The 19,148-nt window shown below is 43.7% G+C and carries 16 protein-coding genes and 6 tRNA genes; 2 read left to right on the top strand and 20 right to left on the bottom strand.

Features of this window, described 5'->3' with window-relative positions:
• Positions 1-132: 132 nt before the first annotated feature.
• The 5 genes from secF to queA all read right to left on the bottom strand — a co-directional run bounded on the left by secF (position 133) and on the right by queA (position 5,639).
• Positions 133-1,080 carry a protein translocase subunit SecF gene (gene secF, locus SDEN_RS07350; protein ID WP_011495848.1) on the bottom strand — a complete coding sequence of 316 codons (948 nt, stop codon included), beginning with the start codon at positions 1,078-1,080 and terminating at the stop codon, positions 133-135.
• Positions 1,081-1,092: 12 nt separating this feature from the next.
• Entirely contained in the window at positions 1,093-2,943 is a 1,851-nt protein-coding gene (gene secD, locus SDEN_RS07345; RefSeq protein WP_011495847.1) for a protein translocase subunit SecD, read from the bottom strand.
• 17 nt (positions 2,944-2,960) lie between these two features.
• Positions 2,961-3,293, bottom strand: coding sequence for a preprotein translocase subunit YajC (gene yajC, locus SDEN_RS07340; RefSeq protein WP_041405723.1), 333 nt, complete (start codon positions 3,291-3,293; stop codon positions 2,961-2,963).
• Between the two features lie 19 nt (positions 3,294-3,312).
• Positions 3,313-4,446: a tRNA guanosine(34) transglycosylase Tgt gene (gene tgt / locus SDEN_RS07335; protein WP_011495845.1), complete on the bottom strand. Its 1,134-nt coding sequence runs from the start codon at positions 4,444-4,446 to the stop codon at positions 3,313-3,315.
• Between the two features lie 152 nt (positions 4,447-4,598).
• Positions 4,599-5,639 (bottom strand): tRNA preQ1(34) S-adenosylmethionine ribosyltransferase-isomerase QueA, encoded by a 1,041-nt coding sequence (gene queA, locus SDEN_RS07330; protein ID WP_011495844.1) that lies wholly within the window; start codon positions 5,637-5,639, stop codon positions 4,599-4,601.
• A 320-nt stretch (positions 5,640-5,959) separates the two neighbouring features.
• Here queA and SDEN_RS07325 point away from each other — a divergent pair, with 320 nt between their 5' ends.
• Positions 5,960-6,562 carry an ACP phosphodiesterase gene (locus tag SDEN_RS07325; RefSeq protein ID WP_011495843.1) on the top strand — a complete coding sequence of 201 codons (603 nt, stop codon included), beginning with the start codon at positions 5,960-5,962 and terminating at the stop codon, positions 6,560-6,562.
• A gap of 611 nt (positions 6,563-7,173) precedes the next feature.
• Here the strand turns inward: SDEN_RS07325 and SDEN_RS07320 are convergent.
• Positions 7,174-8,043: a flagellar protein MotY gene (locus SDEN_RS07320; RefSeq protein ID WP_011495842.1), complete on the bottom strand. Its 870-nt coding sequence runs from the start codon at positions 8,041-8,043 to the stop codon at positions 7,174-7,176.
• A gap of 149 nt (positions 8,044-8,192) precedes the next feature.
• On the opposite strand from SDEN_RS07320, the gene rnt reads away from it, so the two are divergent.
• Complete coding sequence (rnt, locus tag SDEN_RS07315; protein WP_011495841.1) at positions 8,193-8,873, top strand: ribonuclease T; 681 nt, start codon at positions 8,193-8,195, stop codon at positions 8,871-8,873.
• A 461-nt stretch (positions 8,874-9,334) separates the two neighbouring features.
• On the opposite strand, the gene SDEN_RS07310 is transcribed toward rnt, so the two are convergent.
• From SDEN_RS07310 to SDEN_RS07245, 14 genes are all read right to left on the bottom strand, one after another.
• Positions 9,335-9,410, bottom strand: a tRNA-Lys gene (locus tag SDEN_RS07310).
• A gap of 168 nt (positions 9,411-9,578) precedes the next feature.
• Positions 9,579-9,654, bottom strand: a tRNA-Lys gene (locus SDEN_RS07305).
• 122 nt (positions 9,655-9,776) lie between these two features.
• Positions 9,777-9,852 (bottom strand) — tRNA-Lys (locus tag SDEN_RS07300).
• A 321-nt stretch (positions 9,853-10,173) separates the two neighbouring features.
• Positions 10,174-10,249, bottom strand: a tRNA-Lys gene (locus SDEN_RS07295).
• 113 nt (positions 10,250-10,362) lie between these two features.
• A tRNA-Lys gene (locus tag SDEN_RS07290) sits at positions 10,363-10,438 on the bottom strand.
• 165 nt (positions 10,439-10,603) lie between these two features.
• Positions 10,604-10,679 (bottom strand) — tRNA-Lys (locus SDEN_RS07285).
• 166 nt (positions 10,680-10,845) lie between these two features.
• Entirely contained in the window at positions 10,846-11,631 is a 786-nt protein-coding gene (ybgF, locus tag SDEN_RS07280) for a tol-pal system protein YbgF (RefSeq protein WP_011495840.1), read from the bottom strand.
• A 60-nt stretch (positions 11,632-11,691) separates the two neighbouring features.
• Complete coding sequence (gene pal, locus SDEN_RS07275; protein ID WP_011495839.1) at positions 11,692-12,228, bottom strand: peptidoglycan-associated lipoprotein Pal; 537 nt, start codon at positions 12,226-12,228, stop codon at positions 11,692-11,694.
• A gap of 23 nt (positions 12,229-12,251) precedes the next feature.
• Positions 12,252-13,580, bottom strand: a complete 1,329-nt coding sequence (gene tolB, locus SDEN_RS07270; RefSeq protein ID WP_011495838.1) for a Tol-Pal system beta propeller repeat protein TolB — start codon at positions 13,578-13,580, stop codon at positions 12,252-12,254.
• A gap of 9 nt (positions 13,581-13,589) precedes the next feature.
• The gene (gene tolA, locus SDEN_RS07265; RefSeq protein WP_011495837.1) at positions 13,590-14,576 is read right to left on the bottom strand and encodes a cell envelope integrity protein TolA; all 987 of its coding nucleotides are present in this window, start codon (positions 14,574-14,576) and stop codon (positions 13,590-13,592) included.
• Positions 14,577-15,005: a protein TolR gene (tolR, locus tag SDEN_RS07260; RefSeq protein ID WP_011495836.1), complete on the bottom strand. Its 429-nt coding sequence runs from the start codon at positions 15,003-15,005 to the stop codon at positions 14,577-14,579.
• Positions 15,005-15,694: a protein TolQ gene (gene tolQ, locus SDEN_RS07255; protein WP_011495835.1), complete on the bottom strand. Its 690-nt coding sequence runs from the start codon at positions 15,692-15,694 to the stop codon at positions 15,005-15,007. Before tolQ ends, tolR begins: the two co-directional genes overlap by 1 nt.
• Positions 15,684-16,082, bottom strand: coding sequence for a tol-pal system-associated acyl-CoA thioesterase (gene ybgC / locus SDEN_RS07250; protein ID WP_011495834.1), 399 nt, complete (start codon positions 16,080-16,082; stop codon positions 15,684-15,686). Before ybgC ends, tolQ begins: the two co-directional genes overlap by 11 nt.
• A gap of 221 nt (positions 16,083-16,303) precedes the next feature.
• The gene (locus tag SDEN_RS07245; RefSeq protein WP_011495833.1) at positions 16,304-18,970 is read right to left on the bottom strand and encodes a sensor domain-containing protein; all 2,667 of its coding nucleotides are present in this window, start codon (positions 18,968-18,970) and stop codon (positions 16,304-16,306) included.
• Positions 18,971-19,148 lie beyond the last annotated feature (178 nt).

Genomic DNA, 19,148 nt, shown 5'->3' with positions numbered 1-19,148 from the left:
TATCCTACTGTGAACAACCTAAAGTGTCGAGGGACTATTGTTTGAATAAGTTGAATAAATGCGGCTTTTAATTGTTAATTCAATAAAAAACCACCCGTAGGTGGTTTTAATAACTTTCTATGCAAAAATCAATTATGGCATCATTGAAGGCTGATCGGCGCCTTCTTTCTCGATTTCCACTGGTAACATGTGCTCGCGGCAAATTCCGAGTTTAATGGCCAAATAACTAGCAACGTAAATCGATGAGTAAGTACCCACGAAGATCCCCAGTAGCAATGCTGTCGCAAAACCGTGGATCATGCTGCCGCCCTTAATAAATAAAGCAGCAACCACGACTAACGTAGTGCCTGTGGTGATCACTGTACGGCTCATGGTCTGCGTAATTGAAGTATTCACCACTTCAATTGGCCCGCCTTTACGCATCTTAAGGAAATTCTCACGGATGCGGTCATACACTACGATAGTATCGTTAAGTGAATAACCGATAACCGTGAGTAGGCCAGCAAGTACGGTCAAGTCGAATTCAAGCTGCAACACAGAAAACACGCCTAAGGTCACGATAACATCGTGCGCCAAAGCCGCGACTGAGCCCATGGCTAAGCGCCACTCGAAACGAAATGACACGTAAATAAGAATACAAATAAGCGCCACAATCACGGCTAAGCCGCCTTGCTCCGCTAATTGCTTACCCACTTGCGGACCAACAAACTCTACGCGTTTTTGGATAACATCAGCATCTAAACTCAAAGCGCCATCCATGATGGCTTTGACTTGTAGGTCACTTTTTATATCAAGCTTTACTGGCAAACGCACTAATACGTCGTGACTCGAACCGAAGTTTTGCACCACAGCGCCTTGAGCCTCAACTGACGTCAAAGTGCCACGTAATTGGCTAAGGTCTGCAGGCTTTGAGAACTCAAGTTCTACCACAGTGCCGCCGGTGAAATCTAACCCCCAATTGATACCCTGGGTGCCTAAGGACACAAAAGAGGCAATCACTAAAATCATCGACATTATGCTAATAGGCTTAGCATGGCGCAGGAAGTCGACCGCATCCTTTACTGCAAATAACTGAAACATAATCAACTTCTCCTAGATAGATAGCTTCTTAACACGTTTACCACCCCAAACGGCGTTCACGATTGAACGTGTTCCGACGATAGCGGTAAACATTGAGGTCGCGATACCTATCATCAGGGTCACGGCGAAACCTTTAACGGCGCCGGTGCCCACAGCAAACATAATAAGTGCAGTCATAAATGTTGTGATGTTGGCATCGGCAATAGTCGATAACGCATTCGCATAGCCTTCATGAATCGCTTGTTGCACACTGCGTCCCGCTAAGATTTCTTCACGAATACGCTCATAAATCAAAACGTTACCATCAACGGCCATACCGACTGTCAATACCATACCGGCAATACCGGGTAAGGTTAATACCGCACCTGGGATCATAGACATGACGCCCACAACCATGATGATGTTGGCTAGCAATGCAATGTTCGCAATGATGCCAAATGCACGGTAGTAGATCATCATAAATATCAGAACGATCGCAAGACCCCAAATCATGGCTTGCATGCCGTTTTGGATGTTCTCAGCGCCAAGGCTTGGGCCTATGGTGCGTTCTTCAACGATAGTCACAGGGGCAATCAAAGCACCTGCACGTAATAACAAGGCTAAATTTTGCGATTCAGCATGTTCAAGGCCGTTAATCACAAAGTTACGACCAAGGCGCGCCTGAATGGTGGCCACAGAAATAACCTCTTCAATCTTGGTCATTTTCACTGTGCCATTGGGGTTTCGCAGACCACTGTCTTTGTATTCGATAAACAGCGTTGCCATTGGTTTACCGATATTGTCCTTAGTCACGTTAGAGAAGATATTTCCTCCCTGCGCATCTAAGTTAATCGACACCTGTGGACGACTGTATTCATCAAAAGAAGGCTGAGCACCGGTAATATGATTACCCGTAAGCATGATTTCTTTCTTAAGCACAGCAATACCGCCTTCGCGGCGAGGATAGACTTGAGAACCCGCTGGCACCCGGCCACTGGCCGCTGCACTTGGATCGGCTTTATCATCGAGCATATGGAATTCAATCGATGCGGTTGCACCTAAGATTTCCTTGGCGCGAGCCGTATCCTGTACACCTGGCAACTCAACAATAATGCGCTCGGCGCCCTGACGCTGCACCACAGGTTCAGCAACACCCAATTCGTTGACACGATTACGAATGGTGATGATGTTTTGCTGCAGCGCTTCTTCTTTAATTTGCTTGACGTAAACTTCGCTCATGTTGGCACGGAGCACGAAGTTGTCGCCTTCACTGGCATCGGCAAATGTCATGTCATTGCCGCGAGTCTTCAAATAAGCTTCGGCTTTCGCCACAGTGTCGGCATCACGGAACTTAATTTCTATGCCTTTAGGTGTCTTACGCACACCGGCATAGCGAATTTTTTCTTCACGTAATTGACTACGGAAATCGGCAATCTTTGCCTCTTCCATTTTACGAACAGCTTCGCTCATATCCACTTCCATCAGGAAATGCACGCCGCCACGTAAATCTAGCCCTAGCTTCATTGGGCTACCACCAAGGGCTTCTAGCCACTCAGGGGTTGCTGGCGCTAGGTTTAATGCGACAGTGAACTTATTGCCTAGACTGTCTGCAATGGCCTCTTTAGCCGTTAGTTGCTGCTCGCCATTCTGCACACGAACCAGCAACTGACCATTTGTGAGCTCAGCGCGCTTTACCGCAATGCCTTTGCTCTCGAGTAATTCGATGACACTCGTTTGGGTCGAAGTCGTGACTTCTGCGCCGCGAGTGGCAACAACTTGAACTGCATGATCTTCACCGAATAGGTTTGGGATCGCATAAAAAGCACCAACAGCGATGACAAGCATCACCATGATGTTCTTCCACATTGGGTATTTATTTAACACAACTGAGCCCTCTTGGCTTACAACGACTGAATAGAGCCTTTAGGCAATACAGCAGTGATATAGTCCTTCTTAATAGTGATTTGCGCGGTTTCATTGATGCTCAGTAACACGTAATCACTGTCATCGTTGATTTTAGCAATCTTACCTAATATGCCGCCGCTTGTTAGCACTTCATCGCCTTTGCCTAGTGAAGACATTAGGTTTTTATGCTCTTTAACGCGCTTGGACTGAGGACGAAAAATCATGAAATAGAAAATCAAACCGAAAATTGCCAGCATGAAAATCATTTCCATGGTGCCGCCACCGGTTGGTAGGCCAGCATCGTTTGCGTATGCATTTGATATAAACATAGTTCTCTCTTCTTATTAATTAATCAACTAACTCTGGTACTTCAGGTACTTCGCGCCCTAAGCCGGTATAGAAGTCACTTACAAAGGCGTCTAATGTACCCGTCTCAATAGCGCCGCGCAAACCTTCCATCAACATTTGGTAATAACGTAGATTGTGGATGGTGTTTAAACGCGCACCTAAAATTTCATTACAACGATCTAAGTGATACAAGTACGCCCGTGAGTAGTTCTTACAGGTGTAACAATCACACTTTTCATCCAATGGCGCCGTGTCATCCCTGTGGCGAGCATTACGGATTTTAATCACCCCTTCGCTGGTAAACAGATGACCATTGCGGGCATTACGGGTAGGCATCACGCAGTCAAACATATCGACGCCGCGGCGCACACCTTCCACCAAATCTTCAGGTTTACCCACGCCCATTAAATAACGTGGCTTATCTGCTGGAATTTGCGGACACACATGTTCAAGAATACGGTGCATGTCAGGCTTAGGCTCGCCTACGGCTAAGCCGCCGATAGCATAACCGTCAAAGCCAATGTTAACTAAGCCAGTTAGACTTTCGTCACGTAAGTCTTCATAAACGCCGCCTTGAATAATGCCAAACAATGCATTTGGATTTTCTAAACGGTCAAACTCATCACGAGAACGTTGCGCCCAACGCAATGACATTTGCATTGACTTACGTGCTTCATCTTCTGTGGCTGGGTATGGGGTGCATTCATCAAAAATCATCACCACATCTGAGCCAAGTGAATCCTGAATTTGCATTGACTTTTCTGGGTCTAGGAAAATCTTCTCACCATTGATAGGTGAGCGAAAGTGCACGCCTTCTTCGGTGATCTTACGTATGTCCCCAAGGCTAAACACTTGAAAACCGCCAGAGTCTGTCAATATGGGGCGCTGCCAGTTCATAAAGTCGTGCAAGTCACCGTGCTTACGCATGATTTCTTCGCCTGGGCGCAGCCATAAATGGAAAGTGTTGCCCAATAAAATGTCTGCACCTGTGGCGCGTACTTCTTCTGGGGTCATGCCTTTCACTGTGCCGTAAGTGCCCACTGGCATAAATGCCGGGGTTTCAACTGTGCCACGGTCAAAAATCAGGCGACCACGACGGGCACGGCCTTGGGTTGTATCTAATTCAAATTTCATAAATCACCTTGTCAGATAAACAGTCTGACACTTCAATGTTCAATAGACATGAGGGCAAAAATTCGCGCTTCAAGGACTTAAGATAAATAAAGCCAAACGAGGCGAAAAAAAGCCCACTCAATGTGGGCGCTATTTTAAAGCAAATTGGTGTCTTACTGGGCTTTTTTCGTTAAAAACATCGCATCGCCATAGCTAAAAAAGCGGTATTTTTGCGCAATTGCGTGTTGATAAGCGTATCGAACCTCATCAACCCCAGTAAATGCACTGATTAACATGATGAGTGTCGACTCAGGCAAATGGAAATTAGTCACCATGGCATCCACCACTTTGAACTCATAGCCTGGGTAAATAAAGATGTCGGTATCGCCGCTAAAGGTAGCGAGTGGTTTATCACCACAGGCCTTGGCCGCGCTTTCAAGGGAGCGTACTGAGGTGGTGCCCACAGCAATAACGCGATTACCCGCAGCTTTGGTTTGCGCAATAAGGTCAACCACGTCTTGGGGGACATCGGCCCACTCTGAATGCATCTTATGCTCAAGGACATTATCAACACGTACAGGTTGAAAAGTTCCAGCCCCCACATGCAAGGTCACAAAAGCAATGTTCACGCCTTTGTGTTTGAGCGCACTTAACATGGCATCATCGAAGTGCAAGCCCGCCGTTGGCGCTGCAACTGCGCCAGGCGTCTTGTTATACACAGTTTGATAACGCTCTTTATCGGCATCCTCATCAGGACGGTCAATATAAGGCGGCAAAGGCATGTGGCCCACTTGCTCTAATACTTCTAAAATGGTGAGTTCAGATAATAGCTCAAGCTCAAATAGCGCATCGTGGCGGGCTATCATCTTCATCTGATGTTCACCATCAAGATTGATAAGGGTATCGACCTTAGGGGATTTTGAACTGCGAACATGGGCCAATATGCGCTTATCATCCAACATACGCTCAACCAAGATTTCAAGCTTACCCCCGGTGGCTTTTTGACCAAACAAACGCGCAGGGATCACTCTAGTATTATTAAATACCATTAAATCACCAGGATTTATCATTTCAAACAAGTCGGTGAATTGTTTATCCGCTAATGCGCCTGTGGGACCATCTAAGGTCAACAAGCGCGACGCATTGCGCTGCGCAGTAGGATAGCGAGCAATTAACTCATCGGGTAGGTCAAAAGAAAAATCGGCAACGCGCATGAATAGGCACTCTTAATAAACAAATGGGTAATGAACAAAACGGCCGCTAGTCTAGGATGAGCCGAGTTGAAGATCAAGCTTTGTTACGTAAGCTCACCCTTCATTCTGTATGCATTGTCAGCGACTTTAGCCATAAAACATTACCCTAACAGAAGCCATGGAATATCAAACTAAATATCATAAAGTCGAAGACTTTTGTCATTAACTCTATATGATAGATAAACGCTTGTTGTATAACACTTGTTAATTAATCCAAGCTTTAATCAAAGTAACGAGTAGCAACATAATAGATTTAAAAATTTCAACTATAAGTACTGATTATGAACTATCTTGCACACTTACATCTTGCCGATATCAGCGGAACACACTTGGCAGCGAATTTAGCCGGCGACTTTGCTAAAGGCAACATAGAGCATCACCCTCAACATTTACAGCAAGGGATCTGGCTGCATCGTCAAATCGATATAGTGACAGACAGTAACGAAATCGTCACAGACTTACTCAAGATGTTTCCTCAATCTTTGAGACGTGTTGCGCCCATCTTAATGGATTTAAGCTTCGACCATTTTTTAGCTTACTACTGGGATGAGTATCACCATCAAAGCCTAAGTGACTTTAGTCAAAAAGCATACCAAAGCTTGGCAACGACGGAGCAATTGCCTGAGAAACTTAATCTTATCGCCCCTAAGATTATTGAGCAGGACTGGTTAGGCAGTTATCAAACCAAAGCAGGGTTGTTTCAAGCGGTAAAGGGTGTCAGTCAACGTTTATCTAAGCCTGAGCTATTTAACGGTGCACAGGAACACATAGATAAGTTGTATATCGAAATAGAAATTGCCTTTCGCACCTTCTACCCTCAGTTGATGGCTTACAGCCGCATCTATAGTCGCAAAACCCCAGAACAATATTTACCTATACCTTAAGTCAATAAATGATTAATTTACCATCAAGCCTAGCAGACTCGATAGTTTTAACAAATAATATACATCATCAAAATTGATTATCCGAATAGTTATGCAAGCACAATGACTACACACCCAGAGATAGCCATAATACAAGGGGGTCGGATGATTTAAACACTAATCGAGTCATGCGCAAGCATTAGTTTTACTAATCGAAGGCTGTATTTTTTCTCGTTTGCTCGCGGCTTCGGATTGGCCTATCATAGCCTTGTTTTCAGAGACTAGTGCATTGAATGAGTGTTCATCGAGTCAATTGACTCAGTTAAGTAGATACGAACTAATTTACTTAATTAGGATGGAACCAGTGCTTTAGTGAAAACCAAGAACTTTAAACTGATGCCTCCCAATACTTCAGTTTCACCTTGTTCTTATGTTTGACTTCCTTCCTTCAATTTGTTTTTACAAATTATTTGCCCACTTATATTTGAGTGGGCTTTTTTTTACCTATTTTTCTCCTTTTGATTCGCCTTCACTATTCAAAACAAACTTGGTCAAACCTAGCTTAAAAACACAAAAAAGCCCAATCAATAGGATTGGGCTTTTCATAATTTCGATTTTTATCAATAGATTAATTATAACGCTTTAGACAATTGAATAACCACTCTACGGTTGCGCTCACGTTCTTGGACAAGCTCATTAGAAGCCACATGACGCTTTTCACCGTGGCCATTAGAGATTATCTTATCTTTAGGAATACCGCTGGCAATTAACAACTGCTTTATCGAATCCGCACGATTATTCGACACCGTTTGGTTAATACTCTTAGGGCCATAGCTATCGGTAAAGCCATCGATGAGCACCAGTTCAACCTCGGGATCATAAGATAAGTACTCTTGCACTTTCTTCAATTGATACTTAGAAAAATGAGTCAGCTCTGTATCACCTTCTTCATAAGTCAGTACAGTGAACGCTATGTCATCAAAACTGTATGGCAGCAATTGAGCTAGACAAGATCTGAACTCACGATATTTACCACCAAAGTTTGCCGATGATATCCCCACGGCGACGTTATCAGATTGACTATACCAGTCAGAATAATAAAAAGTAGGTTCCATGCCTCTACTCAGTTCATTTAACATAGACCAGGCGGCTTTTTTAGGCAGCTCACCATTAAACTGTTTGTGATAGCTAAGCTGAGTTAATGCTTTAGAGTTAATACCAGGACGCCAACTGGGAGCACGGCTAAATAGTTTAGCCTGAGTGATTTCGTCAGGTTTAATCCACATGTCTAATGTGAATAGCATATTTAAATTCTTACCCGCTTTACTGGAAAAAATGGCTTTACCGTAATCGGGGATATCATGCTCTAGTCGGCATTCTATACGCGTGTTTTCGCTAACTCGCCAAAAAGAGTTATCCAAGGAGGCGACATAATGCTTCATGTCCGCCATGACTGACGTACATATAACTAAGCTAGACATTAACACCAGTTTTCGCCACATAAAAATACCCTTAGATCCGTTGCAACCATTTTATCGGCGGACTAATGACTTTCTTTAACAAAAAATATCAACAACAAGCATGACACTCTAGCTGAGTTTTTGCATAATGGCCGCCTGATTTTAAATGGGTAGCTAAATGGGGAACCTTAATGCCTGATATTTGCGACAGTAATAAACTAAACCACCGTTTCCGCGGTTACTACCCTGTGGTTATCGATGTTGAAACCGCAGGATTCAATGCAAATACAGATGCCTTACTTGAGATAGCTGTTACCTTATTAAAAATGAACGATGACGGGATCTTAGTGTTAGACAAAACCGTTCATTTTCATATAGAACCCTTTGAAGGCGCGAACTTAGAGCCTGAAGCGTTAGCCTTTAATGGTATCGACCCTACTAATCCCCTTAGGGGAGCAGTATCTGAAAAAGAAGCTTTTCTTGAAATTTTTAAAACAGTGAAAAAAGGACAGAAAGCCTCAGATTGTCATCGAAGCATCATAGTCGCACACAACGCCGCATTTGATTTAAGTTTTGTGAATAAAGCTATAGAGAGAAATGATCTCAAACGCTCTCCTTTCCACCCCTTTGCAAGCTTTGATACCGCTACCCTAGCCGGATTATCCATAGGCCATACCGTACTGGCTAAAGCGTGTAAAATGGCGGGTATAGACTTTGATAATAAAGAAGCCCACTCAGCGTTATATGATACAGAAAGAACCGCAGAACTGTTCTGCCACATAGTCAATCGCTGGAAAGCACTTGGTGGTTGGCCATTGGCCACTCCAGAGCAAAGCGCCATTGAAAATACAGATGAGAAAATAGAGAGTTAACTCAACAAAGGTTAACGATACATTAGCGGTCACTACGACCGCTTTTTTTGTCTGTTTTCCAGCAAGTAAAGCCGAGGCTATCGGCTCACGGGTCATTTTCCTCAACAAGTAACACAGAGAAAAGAAAATTGTTAGACGGAGAAACTGAACTATCAACTTTTACTATTGAGAATAACTTACAGGGAAGTAAAAGAAGTGGTGGGTCGTGAAGGATCTGAATCATCGAACCTCTGAAACTGTAGCTCTCGATTTAAACAAGAGTGACTGAGCTAACGACTCATGGATTTTTACTGCTGGGAATGGTTTTACTGGAATTTAAATAAGTGGTGAGTCACTAAGAATTCGAATCATCGAACTTTTGGTTAAAAGCCAACTGCAGCTCTTGATTTAACAAAGAGTGACTGAGCTAACGACCCATAGGTTTTTACTATTTAAGATGACTTACCGGGAAATAAGAGAAGTGGTGGGTCGTGAAGGATTCGAACCTTCGACCAATTGGTTAAAAGCCAACTGCTCTACCGACTGAGCTAACGACCCATCTGGTATTACTTTAACGCTGTAAATTCTTTAACCACTATCCAAAAAAGTGGTGAGTCACTAAGAATTCGAACCATCGAACCTTTGGTTAAAAGCCAACTGCAATTCTTGATTTAACAAAAATGACTGAGCTAACGACCCATGGCTTCTGTTTAGCCACTGAAGAAGTGGTGGGTCGTGAAGGATTCGAACCTTCGACCAATTGGTTAAAAGCCAACTGCTCTACCGACTGAGCTAACGACCCATCTGGTGTTTGTAAGTTCTTATGTTCTTACTGGACTGAAAGCCAACTGCAGCTCTTGATTTAACAAGAAGTGACTGAGCTAATCTAACGACCCAACTCTTCAATTTAACCACCGAAGAAAGTGGTGGGTCGTGAAGGATTCGAACCTTCGACCAATTGGTTAAAAGCCAACTGCTCTACCGACTGAGCTAACGACCCATCTGGTGTTTGTAATTTCTTATGCTCTTACTGGACTGAAAGCCAACTGCAGTTCTTGATTTAACAAGAAGTGACTGAGCTAACTAACGACCCATTTCTTCAATTTAACCACCGAAAAAGTGGTGGTTCGTGAAAGATTCGAATCATCGAACCTTTGGTTAAAAGCCAACTGCAACTCTTGATTTACCTAAGAGTGACTGAGCTAACGACCCATCTGTTTTTTGTAAGCTTTTGCGTTCTTACTGGGCTGAAACTCAACTCTCTATACCTATAAGCAGACTGAGCTAATGACCCATTGCTTCTGTTTAACCACTGAAGAAGTGGTGGGTCGTGAAGGATTCGAACCTTCGACCAATTGGTTAAAAGCCAACTGCTCTACCGACTGAGCTAACGACCCATCTTGTTTTTGTAAGTTTTTAAATTCTTACTGGACTGCATCACCCTACTGTAATTCTTGATTTAACAAAAATGACTGAGCAAGCATTCCATCTCTTTAACCACCGAAGAAAGTGGTGGGTCGTGAAGGATTCGAACCTTCGACCAATTGGTTAAAAGCCAACTGCTCTACCGACTGAGCTAACGACCCATCTGGTTTTGCTACTATGAATTCTTTAGCCACTATTCAAAGAAGTGGTGGGTCACTAAGAATTCGAATCATCGAACCTTTGGTTAAAAGCCAACTGCAGCTCTCGATTTAATAAAGAGTGACTGAGCTAACGACCCATTTCTTCAATTTAACCACCGAAGAAAGTGGTGGGTCGTGAAGGATTCGAACCTTCGACCAATTGGTTAAAAGCCAACTGCTCTACCGACTGAGCTAACGACCCTTTTTACTGTCAAAAACTAAGGTAAAACCTCTGCTTTGACACCCCAGATTGTGTAGCCGTTGTGAGGGCGCCTATAATACCTTTTTCAATTTCTCATGCAAGCGCAAATTTGTTATTTTTTGCTGTTTGCCTGAAAAACAGACTAAGAGACTGTTTTTTGACTAAATTAGCCTTTTAAGGCTGATAACTGCTGCTGTGCAAGCCTAGCAGATGCGCTATTTGCGTATTCTTTTAGCACTTTATTATACAGTGCTCTAGCACCATTATTGTCATTAGATTTCTCGGCAATCATACCCAGTTTAACTAAACTATCAGCACGTTTACTCGAATCTGCGTACTTACTCACCACTGTGCTAAACGCTTGCTTAGCGCTTTCATAATCACTTTTATTGTAGAGCAATTGGCCTAACCAATAATTGGCATTAGGCGCATAGGCAGAATCTGGATATTGCTTGATAAATTCGCGAAATGCGGGGATCGCAGCATCGTATTGACGCTCTTTTAATACTAAGTTTACCGCTCGCTCGTAACTGCCAGTCTCATCTAAGCTAGAGGTCATAGATTCAGCTACTACTGGTACATTTGAAGCGGTATTTGATGCAACACTTGTACTTGTCGTGACACTCGTGCCTGATGGGGCGCTAACTGGCGTGGTCGATTTGACCGACACAGCGGCGATTTCTTCATAAAGCTGACGCTGGCGTTGTAGCATCTGATTTATCTGATAATTTTGTTGTTCTGTTATACCACGCAATTCTAACACTTCATTTTGAAGTGTGTCTAAGCGGCGCTGCATATCAAAATCATTTTGTTGTCTTGCTTTCAGGATGCGTTCTAATTTCGCTAAACGCTCATCGCTCGAGCCACCATACAAATCATCAACTGGTGCTGGTGCAGCCATAGCCGTGCCGATACCACAGATTATCGCCGCAACGATTAAGGCATATCTCATTTACTTTTCTCCTAAAAAAATAGGCCAGCGTTTAAAGGCTGGCCGTCTTACAACTATCGCTTAGTACACTAAAACACCGCGACGGTTTTTGGCAAAACCGCTGTCATCACGAGAAAAATCTAATGGTTTCTCTTCGCCATAACTAACAATACTCATCTGGCTGGCTTGAACACCCATGCCTTGAAGATATTTAGCAATCGCTTTAGCACGACGTTCGCCTAGGGCGATGTTGTACTCAGGAGTACCACGCTCATCCGCATGTCCTTCGATCAATACGCGAACACTTGGGTTTTCAACCAAATAGTTACCATGAGCATTCAAAATATCAGCATTATCACTTTGTAAGTCACTGCGATCGAAATCGAAGTAGATAATATTTTGACGACGCAACTCTTGTTCTTTCAAACGTTGCTGTTCTGCTGGGCTAAGTACAGCACCTGCCCCACCCGTTTGAACGCCATCTATGCCATATTCGCTACCAGAACCATTCATAGAACCATTAGCGTCAGTGTCAGAGTCTGAAGTTGAGCTACAGGCACCCAGTGCCAACATAGGAACTGCAACCAACATAGCTTTGAACAACTTATTCAGATCCATTTTAAATCCTTATCAATATATATTTAGAGAAACGGAGACCATGCGGGTGACTTCACCTCGCCTTGGCCGACAGGTAATCTTGCTTTAAATCTGCCATCCATAGAGACAGCAGCTAAAACTTGCTTACCTTGGTGAGTCGTACCATAGATAACCATAGTGCCATTTGGAGCAACACTTGGTGATTCATCGAGTTGCGTCGACGATAACACCTGCAAAAAGCGTGTGGCTAAATCCATTCTAGCAATGTGGAATTTTCCATTAGTACGGTTCACAAAAATCATACTGCGACCATCTGGTGTGATAGAACCACCTAAGTTCCATTCACCTTCAAATGTCACTCGAGACACTTTTCCTGTGTCCAAATGTACGCTATAAATCTGTGGTTTGCCACCTCGTTCAGAGGTGAATAACAATGACTTACCATCTGGATACCAAGAAGGCTCAGTATCAATCGAATAGTGATCTGTGATTCGTTTAGCCGCCTTAGTGGCGATGTCGATAACATAGACTTCTGGCTGACCATCTTTAGACAAGGTCACAGCCAATTTTTTACCATCTGGTGAAAAACTGGGCGCGCCGTTAATTCCAGGATAGCTACTCACTAAAGTGCGAGTCTGGCTATAAATGTCTTGAACAAAGATTTCCGCTTTGCGGTTTTCAAAGCTCACATAGGCCAAACGGCGCCCATCAGGAGACCAAGTTGGCGACATTAAAGGCTCTGGCGATCGCAACAACATCTGCTCGTTATAGCCATCGTAATCGGCAATCATCAAGTGATACGGGGCTTTTTGACCTTGCTTAACCACGACGTAAGCGGTACGGGTCAAGAATGCGCCACGAATGCCGGTCAACTTTTCATACACTATGTCACTTATTCTGTGACCATATTGCCTAAACTGATTCGCGCTAATGACTGTTTGACGACTTTCTAGCACAAGCTCTGTGTTATTCTGCGGTCCTTTTAAAGCTTGGCTTTGGGCTCTGACTAAATCGATCAGCTCAAAATTCACTAAAAACTGATCGACGCCATAAGGTTTAATAGACCCCATGACTACGGCTTCTGCCCCCACTTTACCCCAACTAGCGGCGGCGAATTGCGCCACTGAACTAATACCGTGTTGTGGTAATGCACGAATGTCTAGCGGTTTAAAGGTACCGCTACGGCTTAAGTCGCCCATAACGATATCAGAAATTTGCTGCGGTGCAGCACCTGGACCTTCCCACACAAATGGCACGACTGCGATTGGGCGCGCAGCATCTACACCTTCAGTGATGACGATATCGAGTGCTGCATTTACTTGTGCCGTTAACATTAGCGTCGCTAAGGTTAACCATTTAGCCAAAATCTTCATGTGACTCCTTTAATTAAATTCCGGTGATACTGTCAAATTAATTTCTCGCATTTGATTGTATACATCGGCTTCGGGTGAAACGGGTAAACGACCAGCTTTATTAATGGCATTCTTTGCCGCTCGGCAAATAACAGGATCTCCGTCAAGGGTTTGCACTGCGGTGACAAAACCATCATTAGCTAACCGAATAAATACCTTACAGCTTTTACCGCGCATTGACTCATCAACCACAAGATTACGCTGAATTGTGGCTGCTATCATAGAACGGTATTTATCAACTTCTGACATTACCTGCTTATTGCGAGTCTGAGATAACGCAGAATGCTCAGCCGCCATGGCATCGGCCATTTCCTGCTCTTGCCTTGCCCTAGCATCTGCATCAGCCTTACGTTTACGTTCAGCCTCTTCTTTCTGTTTACGCTCAGCCTCTTCTTTACGCTTGCGCTCGTCTTCACGTTGCTTGCGTTCGAGCTCGGCTTTTTTCGCAGCTGCAGCTTCTTCTTGCTTACGTTTTTCAGCGGCTTGTTTAGCCGCTTCTTCCGACGCTTTACGCTTCTGCTCAATCTGCTTACGTTCAGTCTCGGCTTTCTGTGCTTTTTCTTGCTCAAGCTGCAACTTTAACTTCGCAGCTTTCGCGGCTTCATTGGCTTTTTGAGTTTCAAGCACTTTTTGCTCACGCTCAACTTCCAGTTGTTTTAGCTTGAGTTGCTCTTGCTCTCTCGCTTGGCGGGCCTCTTTGGCTTTACGTTCAAGCTCTGCCAACCTTTGCTGCTCTTTACGCTCTGCGTCTCGCTTTTGTTGCTTTAACTCTTCGGCTCTATCGTTCACTTGTTGCTGATCGATCATCACAGCTTGAATCGCAGGCGCACTGGGTGCCTGCGGCATAAACGTAGGTTTGTCTTCGAAACTTATCCCTAACGCCAAAATCACTATCGCACCAATATGAATACCAGCGGAAATCCACAGCGCTTTAGCAAGTTTACTTTGTTCAGGCACCTAGTTCTCCTCAAATGAATCAGTCATCAAGCCCACCGATGGTACCCCTGCTTTTTGCAAACTGACCATGAGTTGGATTACTTTTTCGTAGGGAATACTTCTATCACCTTTTACGACGACTGGCCTTTCTGGCGCAATGAGCAATGCTGCAGCAACCTCTTGGGTTACCTCTGTCAAATCCATTATTTGGCTGTTAGAGCCTTCACCAATATTAACAAAATAATCTCCCGCGGCATCGATAGATGCCACAATCGGAGGCTTACTGTCTTGTGGTAAAGGCTCAGCCGAACCTTGAGGTAAATCAACTTTAACGCCTTGAGACACAATAGGTGCTGTCACCATAAAGATGATTAATAGCACCAACATCACGTCGATATAAGGAACAACGTTAATTTCAGCAACCGGACGGCGACGTTTACGCTGATACATTAAACCGCTTCCTTCTCGCTATACGCTTGGCGATGTAATATGTTGGAAAACTCTTCCATAAAGTTCACATAGGCCGTTTCTAGCTTATCCACTTGAGTGGTAAATCTGTTGTAACCAATCACGGCTGGAATGGCTGCAAATAAACCCATGGCTGTCGCGATCAAGGCTTCAGCAATACCAGGGGCCACCATAGCTAATGTGGCGTTTTGCACTGTACCTATGGCGATAAATGAGTTCATGATCCCCCAAACAGTACCAAATAGACCGATATAAGGACTAGTAGAACCAATTGTGGCAAGCAGTGGCAAGTTATTTTCAAGTTTTTCGATTTCTCTGGATAAACTCACCCGCATGGCACGAGACGTTCCGTCCATGACCGCATCAGGTTGCTTGCCACTGGATTTACTTAATCGAGAATACTCTTTGAAACCTGCGACAAACAAACACTCTAAGCCGGCAATTGAATCACCACGAGCCACCAGCTCCTTGTAGAGTCGGTTCAAATCAACACCAGACCAGAAGGTGTCTTCAAAACGTGCAGACTTAGCCTTGGCAGTATTCAATAACTTTCGGCGCTGAATGATCACAGCCCAAGACATAATAGAGAGACCTAATAAGGTGAGCATCACTAGCTTCACCAACAGACTCGCCTCTAAAAACAGACCTATAAAGGATATTTCAGCGTGCACGGTTAAACTCCTGGACTATATTTTCTGGAATAGCAATGGGGCGCATCTGCAATAGTGAAACACAAGCGACTTTAATCTTGCCCTCACAATAGCAGTTGCCTTGATCATCTAGCAAACTTTGATGAAACACCAAAGACGCCTTTTTAAGTTCTATGACCGTAGACTCAACCATGAAGTTCTGTTCAAATTTTGCCGCGCGGCGAAAATCAACTTCGGCGCGTTTCACCACAAAGGCAATATCCTGTTTCAATAACGCAGTTTGACTTATTCCCATGGCTTTTAGCCACTCAGTGCGAGCCCGCTCAAAAAAATTTAAATAATTTGAGTGATACACCACACCACCAGCATCAGTGTCTTCGTAATAAACAGAAATTGGCCATTTAAACATGAATAATAGGTCAAATCTTGGGTTGTTAAATTTCGCCTACTATACCGAGTAGCAAGTCACTTGTGAATAATCCACAGGGGCTAAAACAGACTTTATTTTGCACAAAATGACACTTAAATGAGAAATAAACTCATTAAGCGTAAAAAAGGGATAAATTTAAGTAGTTAAAGCCAAATAATTAACAAATATACATACAATTCGTTAAGTTGAAACCTTGGCTATTACCGTATTTTAATGGGAGGTGAATTTTCCAAAAAATCGTCCAATTCATGACTGGGTTTTGGGTGACTAAAGTAATAACCTTGCGCTTGCTCACAATCGTTCAGCCGCAAAAACTCAGCCTGTTCTTTGGTTTCCACCCCTTCTGCCACGATTTGTAAATTAAGTGCATGGCCCAAGGCAATCACCGCCTTTGCAATGGCAGCATTATTGGCATCTTGGACAATGTTTTTAATGAAGGAGCGATCAATTTTTAATTTATCTAAGGGCAACTTTTTAAGATAGCTCAAAGAGGAATAGCCAGTACCAAAATCATCCATGGCTAAGGTTATGCCCATTTCACGTAATCGCTTCAATTCAATGATCGCTTCGGCGGGATTTTGCAGCATACAAGACTCAGTCACTTCGAGCTCAAGATGCTGAGCAGGTAAGCCCGTATCTAGTAGCACTTGCTGCACATCATCGACAAAGCTATTACGTTGAAGCTGAAGACTTGCAACATTAACCGCAATACGGTTGAACAATTTACCTTGTGAAAGCCATCTCACTCCTTGCTCACAAGCCGTTTTCAGCACCCACATACCTATTTCATTAATTAACCCGGTTTTCTCGGCGATAGGAATAAACACAGCTGGCGATACACTCCCCAGAATTGGGTCATTCCAACGCAATAGCGCTTCGAAACCCATGGTTTCTAAGCTGTGTAAGTCCACCTTTGGCTGATAGACCAGGGAGAAACGCTGCATCTTTAGCCCTTCGTGAAGCGCACTCTGTAATTGCAGTAAGCGCACTGACTCCTGTGTCATGGCCTCAGTATAAAATGCATAGTTATTACGACCATCTTGTTTAGCCCTATGCATAGCAGCATCAGCATTGCGTAATAGACCATCATTATCCTTACCATCGCTTGGGTATAACGCGAGGCCCATACTCGCCGTCAAGCGAATGCTTTGACCATTGCTGCAACTAAAAGGGGCTTCGAATACAGAAAAGATACGATTCACAATCGCGATTAAATTATCAGTGCTGGCCATGTTGGTAAGCAATGAAAATTCATCGCCTCCAAGCCGAGATAGCACGGCCCCGGGATGTAAAATACTGCTAAGTCGATTGGCAAGCTCAACGAGAATGGTGTCGCCTGCAACGTGACCTAAGCTGTCATTAATATGTTTAAAAAAGTCCACATCTATAAACACCACGGCCAACTGAGTGCCTTCCTGTTTGGCATAATAAATTGCATTGTCTATACGAGACATAAACTGTGCACGATTGGGCAGTTGAGTTAACGGATCATGTAAGCTCAGTTTATCCAGCTTAGCTTGAGTGTTACGTTGCTCTGAGACATCGGTAAACACAGCCACAAAATAGGCTATGGTGTCATTATCATCATAAACGGCGCTAATCGTAATTTCTTGGGGGTAGACCTCACCATTCTTACGACGGTTCCAAATTTCTCCCTGCCATCGTCCTTGGATAAGTAAAGTATTCCACAGTTTTTCAAAAAATAATTGGTCATGGTGACCTGAACTTAACACATTCGGATTTTTGCCTTTCACTTCATCCAGTTCATAGCCAGTGATCTTCGTAAATGCGCTATTGACCTCGGTGATAAAGCCTTTTCTATCTGTTATCACAACGCCTTCGACGGTATTGCTGAACACTGTTGCGGCAAGATTTAGTTGCTCTTCTGCGGCTTTGTGCTTGGCAATATTACGAGTGACACCAATAACACCAACCAGTTCTCCCTCTGCGGTAACTGCAGGGGTTTTAAAGGTTTCAAGCCAAGTGGATTGCGATAGCTGATCTCTGTCTTTACATTCTGCCACAATTACGGGTCCACCTTGAGCGATGGCAAGCTTATCACCTTCAATAAAACGTTGAGCCAGCGCTTCATCGAAAAGCTCTAAATCTGTCTTACCCAAGATATCTTGTTTGCTTCTTCCCCAAGCCTGTTCGACTCGGCGATTACAAAACACATAGACCCCTTGGGGGTTCTTTATCCACACGTGCTCTTCAAAGCTATCAATAAAAACTTGTAAATCCATTCCTTTAGGCGCACTTCTATCTATGCTCACTTGTGCATTTTCATTACCGTCTTCTGATGATAGAGAAGGCAATATGAATGGGATAGCAGGGGATTCTTGGTTCAGCTTTAGCTGCAGGTGTTCACATAACAAATTGGCAAGCTGTAACATAGTGTTATTTAACATCAAAGGCGGTTTTCTCAGGGCACATAAAGTAGCAAAATGCACACCAGAAGGCCAAGTCAAAGGTTTAGCAAACGCTGAAATATGCTGATTTACTTCCACTATGCCAGGTTTTGTGGCCTCGACATCGATTATGGAAAGTTTTTTATGCTTTAAGGCCTTAGCTGTTGGGCCAGTGTCAGCCCCAAACTCATAGTAGCCAACAACGCCTTGTGGGGATGCCTTTGCTTTAGTATCTAATTGGGCTAAATCGTCCATTTTCCAACTATCAAGGGTATTATTGGCATCCACGGCGAAGGAAATCACAACTGCACTCTCATTAGAATCATCATGAGACGGTTCTTGAATCGCGCCTTGCTCACTGCTAAGCAATACAATTGCCCCCTCGGTCAAGGATGCGACCAAGTCGATATCGTGTTGCCATTGACGCTTTTGCAGTTCTGAAAAGTCGTGCCAATTCATATTTTTAATTTTTCCACTGACAGGGCTATTTATAACAATAGCAGGCTTTTTTATACTCGTTTATAAATCCCCAAGTCAAGATTAACGCCAGGTTATTTTAGTCATGCTTAATATACATAATCTTCCCTCCTGCCTACGCTTTGTATTGCCATCACTTTGCTTAGCATGCTTGCCTACC

Origin of the sequence: Shewanella denitrificans OS217, assembly GCF_000013765.1 — a bacterium.
In the GTDB taxonomy this organism is placed as follows: Bacteria; Pseudomonadota; Gammaproteobacteria; order Enterobacterales; family Shewanellaceae; genus Shewanella; species Shewanella denitrificans.
The sequence above is the reverse complement of the archived record's forward strand: the minus strand, read 5'-3'. Positions and strand labels throughout refer to the sequence as shown.